We start from the raw sequence: 7,079 nt of genomic DNA, 5'->3' as shown, positions 1-7,079 counted from the left end.
ACATGGCGTTAATGCCTTGTCGGTGGAGTTGGCGGCTCGTCTGTTTCATGGTGCGAATCGGTCAGCAGCCGGATGAGCTGGCGATCGTCCAGTGCGGTCCAGGAGCCGCGGGCGGCCCGCCACTGATCGGGATCGTCCTCGAGGCCTAGGACCGCAGCGGCGCGGGTCGCAGGCTGATCCGGTGCGGCAACCGGCGTCCTCACCCGGGGGTATCGCACGTCGCGGTACATCAACCAGAAGCCCCACCCGCTCAGCGACATGAAAATCAGCGCGGCGATCACGGCTGGCTCCCTAAGGTGGAGGTGCCGTTGACCACCGCTGCCGGGATGGGGATCGGCGGCTCTGGCTCCGGGGGGGCTGCTGCGCCGCTTTCGCGGGCCAGGAAGGTTCCGAGTTCGGCGATGGTCGACATCAACGGTGCCGGGAACACCACGGTGGTGTTCTTGTCGACGCCGAGTTCGACCAGGGTCTGCAAGTTGCGTAATTGCAGCGCCAGCGGGTGGGCCATCATGGTGTCCGAGGCGTCCCCCAAGGCAGCGGCAGCTAACGATTCACCTTCGGCGGCAATGATTTTCGCCCGCTTTTCTCGTTCTGCTTCGGCTTGGCGGGCCATCGCCCGCTTCATGCTGTCGGGCAGTTGGATGTCTTTGAGTTCGACCAGGGTGACCTGCACACCCCATTCGATGGTGGTGACGTCGAGGATCGCGCGAATGTCGAGGTTGATCTTGTCGGTCTCTGAGAGCGTCTCGTCCAGGGTGTGTTGTCCGACAACCTTGCGCAGTGTTGTTTGGGCGATCTGGTCGATCGCGGAGTAGACGTTCTCGATGGCCACCACCGACTTCACCGCGTCGACGACCTTGAAGTAGGCCACCGCCGAGACATCGACACTGACGTTGTCGCGGGTGATGATCCCCTGGGATTGGATCGGCATCGTCACAATCCGCAGCGAAATCCGGTGCAGCACATCGATGAATGGAATGATGAGCCGCAACCCGGGTTGGCGTTCTCCGATCACCCGGCCCAGCCGGAACAGCACACCGTTCTCGTATTGTTTGACGATCCGCACCGCCATCGCCAACACCAGCAGTGACAGCAGGACCACAACAACAACGACGACGCCCGCCGCTTTCATCGCCGTGCACCTGTCGGTGAGTTGTGCTGAGGACTGCGCACGCCCACGCCGCGCGCAACCGTCGTTGTTCGGGGGTGTGGTAAGGGCGCGAATCGAGTGGGGAAACTCTGTGGAGCAGTCATGGTGATCCTGAGGTGCAGACGATCACCGGCATGTACGGGCTTGGAGCCAACGCTCCTCAAGTTCTGCAGCGGACAGCTGAACTCATCCCGAACCAGCTGAGATTCTCAGCACCTCCGAGAATACACCCGTGCGGACTAACCCGCCGAATCCCGTTGCTTGCCAACGTGGGGGCCTACAGATTCAAGCGCGAGGTCGCCTTCCTCGGGCCGCCGCTACCGGCACACGGTCCACAACTGCGGGCGATCAGTCAAACCGAACATCGTAAATTGGGTGAGGCGGCAACACATCTCGATGAAGCCGTGCGCCGCGCTCGCGCCCGACGCAACCCCCAGCTGAGCCCGGACCACTAGGTCGACCGACGGCCGCACTGCCGCTGCACGGTGTGAGCCGCGTACGTTGGAGCGTGGGGAGACAGTCAACGCGACCGGTCCCGGCTCGTGTCGCGCGTTCCCCACCTGCAGGCGACTCGCCTGTTAGGCGCCGGCAGGCACGACCCGCGTTCGGGAGCGCTCAGCGGAAAAACCCGTCATGAAGATCGGTGCGGCCCTGGCGCGGCCACACGTTGGTGTCAGCTCGTCGGACGGGCACAGCTTCCGAGTTGGACTGGGTGCGTGCGGGACGAGTCAACTGCCGCGGTCAAGATTTAGTAGCAAGGAGTGCGAAATGTCTGTAACCACAGAAGAACACGTAATATTGGCTTGCGTCGATGGATCGGCGGCTTCCGACAATGCCTTAGCCTGGGCAACCCGCGAGGCCATTATGCGCCAGCTGCCTCTCACGCTGATGCACGCTGTTCCCCCGATCACAGTCGAGTGGTCGGAGTGCCAACTGGACCTACCCGGGTGGCAGAGGGAAACGGCCAGCACATTATTGATCAGGCCCGCAAGACAGTTAGCGCTAACCTGGGTGAGTCTGAGTCGCCTGAAATACACACCGAGGTGGTGTGTTCCAGCGTTGTTCCGACACTGATTGATGCTTCCAAAGGTGCTTGGATGATCGTCACCGGCAGCCGAGGACAGGGGGCGTTGGGCCGCCTGCTGCTCGGCTCGGTCAGTACGGCATTGATCCACCATGCCCACTGCCCGGTCGCGGTGATTCATTCCGATCGGAGCGCGCCTCCTGCCTCCAATACACCTGTGCTAGTCGGCATCGACGGATCGCTAGCCTCGGAAGCGGCGACCGCCCTGGCCTTCGAGGAAGCCTCCCGCCGAGGGGTTGATCTGGTGGCGCTGTACGCGTGGAGCGACGTAGGGGTGTTTCCGATGCTCGGAATGGACGGGCGAGACAGCGAGTGTAAAGGGCAAGAGATCCTTGCTGAACGTCTCGCCGGCTGGCAAGAGCAGTATCCAGATGTGCGTCTCGAGCGATCGCTGTTCTGCGATCAGCCTTCCCGGTGGCTGCTTAAGGAGTCCGAACGTGCCCAGCTGGTAGTAGTCGGTAGCCATGGGCGTGGGGGGATTTCAGGGAATGCTTCTGGGGTCGGTCAGCTCCGCGGTGGCTCAATCGGCAACGGTGCCAGTGATCGTGGTCCGCGGCAATTAATCACCACTGGGCCCCCGGCATCGTCTTATGGTGTGCGGGTTGACCGGGCACGGCGAATTAGGATGACGGCTGACCGTTCGATGAGACCGTACCGTGTGGCAATGTTGGAGCGAGGAAGCTCATGTTGGCACTTCGTGTGACCGAGCGTCAGATTCTCTTCTTCGGTGACCGCTTGGACCCGGACGGTAACGATTATCCTATTAAGGCCATGGGTATTGATTGCATCGAGGTTCATGGTGGAAGTGACACGATTTCGAAGGTCACGAAGGCGTTTGGCGACCTATTCAGTTAGATCTGCGAACTCGCCATTGTTTGTGGCTAAGGCAGCCGTGCAAGATGGCGACGAGTCGGTTACCTAATGCACGTGAAGGCTTGATTGCGGACGTCTGGCAGCTCGGTGCTGGTCGTGGTCACCTCACTCGAGCACCCCGGGGCCCCGTAGTCGGCGTGCCCACCACATTCCCCGACAGTATCGGCGGCGGGAAAGTAGCTCTCGCTGAGACGCTTTCGCGTTCGCCTAACGGCCGTCGCAGCTCGGAGAGACCTCTCCCATCTAAAAATGAGCGCCGACAACAGATGTCGCAGCGGCTGCAGCAGGTTGCTGGGACAGGACCGTCATACTGCATGTTTCCCCGAAGTTACTGCTGCCCTGCTCACGTTGTTCACCGCGTGCCCCCGCCCAGCGACCACATCGTAACTAGCGTGCAGGGAGATTGAGCTGTAACCGATTCGATCGCAGATTTGACTGTTTCCGACTTCGGGTTCGGGACGCAGGATCAACGCTGGGTGGTCAGCCGAACCGGCCGGAAATGTAGTCCTCGGTGGCCTTCAGGTCAGGCTTGGAGAAAATCTTCTCGGTGTCGTTGATTTCGACCAACCGCCCGGGCTTGCCGGTAGCCTCCAGGTTGAAGAAAGCGGTGTGATCGCTGACCCGAGCAGCCTGCTGCATGTTGTGGGTAACGATGACGATGGTGTACTGCGCCTTGAGTTCTGCGATCAGATCCTCGATAGCCAGCGTGGAGATGGGGTCAAGCGCGGAACAGCCAACGGAGCGTAGTTGACGCTGGCAGCATCGTCCTGACCCATAGATAAGGTCCAGGAGAAGAAGTTGACCAGCGCCTTTGCCTTCGCCGCGTCGGTTTGGTTCTGATACACCAGCGCGTAGGTGGTTCCGGTGATCGGGTAGGCGTGGGGATCGGGCCCGTCGGTCAGGCTTACCCGTAGATCCGGCGGGTAGGCGATGCCTTCGGTGCCGGCGGTGATGGTGGCGACGCAGGGCTGGATAAAGTTGCCGGCCTTGTTTTTCACGACGCCGTAAGTGAGGTTCTGCGCCAACACGTAGGCCAGCTCGACGTAGCCGATGCTTCCGTCGGTCTGGTTGATCACCCCGGAAACGCCCTCATTGCCCTTACCGCCGATGCCGACTGGCCATGCGATGTCCTTGCCGAAGCTCCTGTCGGAGCCGCCGAGGGTTTGCACCCAGGTCGGGCTTTCCTTCGTTAGAAAGTCCGTCCACACCGCGGTGGTGCCGGAGCCGTCCGAGCGGTGGGCCACCGCGATCGGTTGGTCGGGTAGGTTCGCGCCCGGATTCAGCGCGACCAGTGCCGGGTCGTTCCATTTGGTGATCTTGCCGGCGAAGATCTTGCCCAAAGTGTCACCGTCGAACTTGAGGCCGGTTTGGACCCCCTTGACGTTGTAGGTGGGTACGACGGCGCCCAATGTCAACGGGATGTGCAGGATCGGGCCGGACTTCGAGCCCTTGAGCTCGCTGTCCTTCATCGGGGTATCGGATGCGCCGAAGTCGACCGTGCCGGCGAGGATCTGCTGCACAGCGCCCCCGGAGCCGATCGGCTGATAGGCGACCTGCACCCCGTCGGACTGTGAGTAGTCTTTGGTCCACACCGACATGACCGGCGCCACGAACGTCGACCCGGCACCCGACAAACTCGTCGCGCCGCCGTCGATCTTCGGGATCGTCCTGGGGTAGCCGGGTTTGGCGGCCGCCTGCTGGCCGCAAATCTGGCCCGCTTGGGCCTGCTGGGTTGTGTTTGCGGCCTCACCGCCGCTGGTGCTTCCACACCCAGTCAGACTCGCCGCAACAAGGGCGACCACGGCGGTGATCGTTAACTTGGGGTACATCAACCCCTTCCTGATCCCGCGATGCCCGTGCATCCTCTTATTCATCGAAGACCCCCGACATGTACACGCAACGTTTCAAACCTCGTAGGGACATGAACGCCGCAACGCCGCCGCAAGCCAGCTTGTCGGGGCGCACCTCGATGTCCACGACCGACTTCACCGCGTCGACGACTTTGACGTAGGCCACCGCCGAGACATCGGCACTGACGTTGTCGCGGGTGATGATCCCCCGGGATTGGGTCGGCATCGTCACGACCCGCACCGAAATCCGGTGCAGCACATCGATGAACGGAATGATGAGCCGCAGGCCGGGTTAGCGTTCTCCGATCACCCGGCCCAGCCCGTACACCAGGCCGTTCTCGCATTGTTTGACGATCCGCACCGCCATCGCCAGCACCGGCCGATCGAGTGGAGAAGATCTGTGGAGCAGTCATGGTGATCCTGAGGTGCAGACGATCACCGGCGCGTAGGGGCCTTGGAGCTAATGCTCCTCAAGTTCTGCAGCGGACAGCTGAACTCATCCCGAACCAGCTGAGATTCTCAGCACCCAGAGAAGACACCGGGGAGACTCACCCGCGGAAGCCCGTTCGCGTTCGTCGTGCGCCGATATCGGCACGCGCCCACAACTGCTCGCGGCGCTACTCTTGGCGTGAGGAATCGTGTCGCGGCGGTTTGCGGCGCAGGTATGTCGCAGGGTTCCGTTGAGCGATGTCGGGTTGGACTAATGAGCGCAGGTAACAGAGTTGACGGAGTTCACCGAGAACGCCGACGGCTTACCGTCGGGGTCGCTGAGCGCGCAGCAAGCTAGCGCTGACGCCGCCGACTTGCGGGCCGGGATCGACGACCTGGCGGGCTTGGTGGCGGGCAGTCTGGGGTTGCCTGAGTTGCTGACCGAGGTGTCGACATTCGCGGTGCGCGCGATTCCGGGCGCCGACGGTGCCGGGGTGACCTTGTTGCAGGTCGACCGGATGGACAACATGGTGGAGGCGTTGGCGGCCAGCGCCCCCTTTGTCGCCGAGATCGACGAGATTCAGTACGCGACCCTCAAGGAGGGGCCCTGCATCACCGCGGCCCTGGAGCGGCGCACGGTGCGGTCTGGGTCGTTGGGTGGGGAGAAGATGTGGCCGCGGTTCGGTCCCCGAGTGGGCCGCTTGGGTGTCCACAGTGCGCTGTCGCTCCCGATGCTGCTGTCAGGTGAGGTGATCGGGGCGATCAATGTCTACGCCCACGGCAAAGACGTCTTCGATGAGCACGCCGCCGAACTCGGGGAACTGTTCGCCAAACCCGCTGCGGTAGCAGTGCATAACGCCCAGGTCCTCGCGCACGCGATGGCGCTGACCGCCCAGTTGCAGAAGGCGCTATCGACGCGCCCGGCGATCGATCAGGCGATCGGCCTGATCCGGGGACGCAGCGGGCGCAGCACCGAGGAGGCGTTCGATCAGCTCCGGACGATCAGCCAAACCGAACACCGGAAATTGGCCGAGGTGGCCCAGCACATCGTCGATGAAGCGGTACGCCGTGCCCGCGCCCGACGCGACCCGATCTGAGCCCGAACCACCAGGTCGGCCTTCGGCCGAACTGCCGATGCACGGTGTAACGCGCGTAGGTTAGAGGGTGGGTAAACAGTCAACGCGACGGGTCCTGGCTTGCGTCGCGCGTTTCCCACCCTGCAGGCGACTTGCCTGTTTGGCACCGGCAGGCTCGACCCGCGCTCGGGCGCGCCCAGCGGAGCAATCCCGTCATGAAGATCAGCGCGATCCTGGCCGTCAATTTGGGCATCCTCACCGCCGCCCTGGATGATCCCGCCGCCGATGTGCTGCACAGTCTGCACCGCTTGGGCGTCGACGCCCGAGCGGCGGTACCCACCTATCTCGGCCTGAGCGTGATCGTCGACGGCAGTGACCCGCCGTTCACGTTCAGCACCCTCGAGGACGGCGCGGCCGACAATGTTCGCACCTCGCTTCGGCTGACGCTGCCGGCCGGTGTCGGTGAGGGTAGGGCAGGGCCGTTGGTTGCCCTCATCTTCTACGCGGCGAGGCCGGGAACTTTTGTCGACCTCGCCGCGGACCTAGCGTGGCTAACCGGCCGTCCGCCCAGCGAATTCGCGCTCGATCAGCACCTGAGCGTCCCCGCCGGCTCGGAC

The 7,079-nt window shown here is 63.0% G+C and carries 6 protein-coding genes and 2 pseudogenes; 3 read left to right on the top strand and 5 right to left on the bottom strand.

What is annotated here, in order from left to right; genetic code table 11:
- Nucleotides 1–8: 8 nt before the first annotated feature.
- Together WAN02_RS22780 and WAN02_RS22775 are read right to left on the bottom strand one after the other, a co-directional pair.
- Nucleotides 9–281, bottom strand: a complete 273-nt coding sequence (locus WAN02_RS22780) for a hypothetical protein (RefSeq protein ID WP_422266622.1) — start codon at nt 279–281, stop codon at nt 9–11.
- Nucleotides 278–1,132 carry an SPFH domain-containing protein gene (locus WAN02_RS22775; protein WP_422266620.1) on the bottom strand — a complete coding sequence of 285 codons (855 nt, stop codon included), beginning with the start codon at nt 1,130–1,132 and terminating at the stop codon, nt 278–280. Before WAN02_RS22775 ends, WAN02_RS22780 begins: the two co-directional genes overlap by 4 nt.
- A 786-nt stretch (nt 1,133–1,918) precedes the next feature.
- Between WAN02_RS22775 and WAN02_RS22770 the strand changes: the two are divergent.
- Nucleotides 1,919–2,797, top strand: a pseudogene (locus tag WAN02_RS22770) (universal stress protein).
- Nucleotides 2,798–3,587: 790 nt separating this feature from the next.
- On the opposite strand, the pseudogene pstB reads toward WAN02_RS22770, so the two are convergent.
- From pstB to WAN02_RS22755, 3 genes and pseudogenes are all read right to left on the bottom strand, one after another.
- Nucleotides 3,588–3,839, bottom strand: a pseudogene (gene pstB, locus WAN02_RS22765) (phosphate ABC transporter ATP-binding protein); the annotation flags it as partial.
- Nucleotides 3,794–4,705, bottom strand: a complete 912-nt coding sequence (gene pstS / locus WAN02_RS22760; protein ID WP_422266626.1) for a phosphate ABC transporter substrate-binding protein PstS — start codon at nt 4,703–4,705, stop codon at nt 3,794–3,796. The gene pstS and the pseudogene pstB, both read right to left, overlap by 46 nt.
- A 268-nt stretch (nt 4,706–4,973) precedes the next feature.
- A complete protein-coding gene (locus tag WAN02_RS22755) occupies nt 4,974–5,243 on the bottom strand; it encodes an SPFH domain-containing protein (protein WP_422266624.1) in 270 nt (89 codons plus the stop codon).
- Between the two features lie 436 nt (nt 5,244–5,679).
- Here WAN02_RS22755 and WAN02_RS22750 point away from each other — a divergent pair, with 436 nt between their 5' ends.
- Together WAN02_RS22750 and WAN02_RS22745 are read left to right on the top strand one after the other, a co-directional pair.
- Entirely contained in the window at nt 5,680–6,483 is an 804-nt protein-coding gene (locus WAN02_RS22750; protein WP_422266618.1) for a GAF and ANTAR domain-containing protein, read from the top strand.
- 194 nt (nt 6,484–6,677) lie between these two features.
- Nucleotides 6,678–7,079: hypothetical protein (locus tag WAN02_RS22745; RefSeq protein ID WP_422266616.1), on the top strand; the 402-nt coding region annotated here is incomplete at its 3' end.

The organism is Mycobacterium sp., from assembly GCF_049281135.1.
GTDB lineage: Bacteria > Actinomycetota > Actinomycetes > Mycobacteriales > Mycobacteriaceae > Mycobacterium.
Note: the sequence above shows the minus strand (reverse complement) of the source record. Positions and strands in the feature narration are given on the sequence as shown.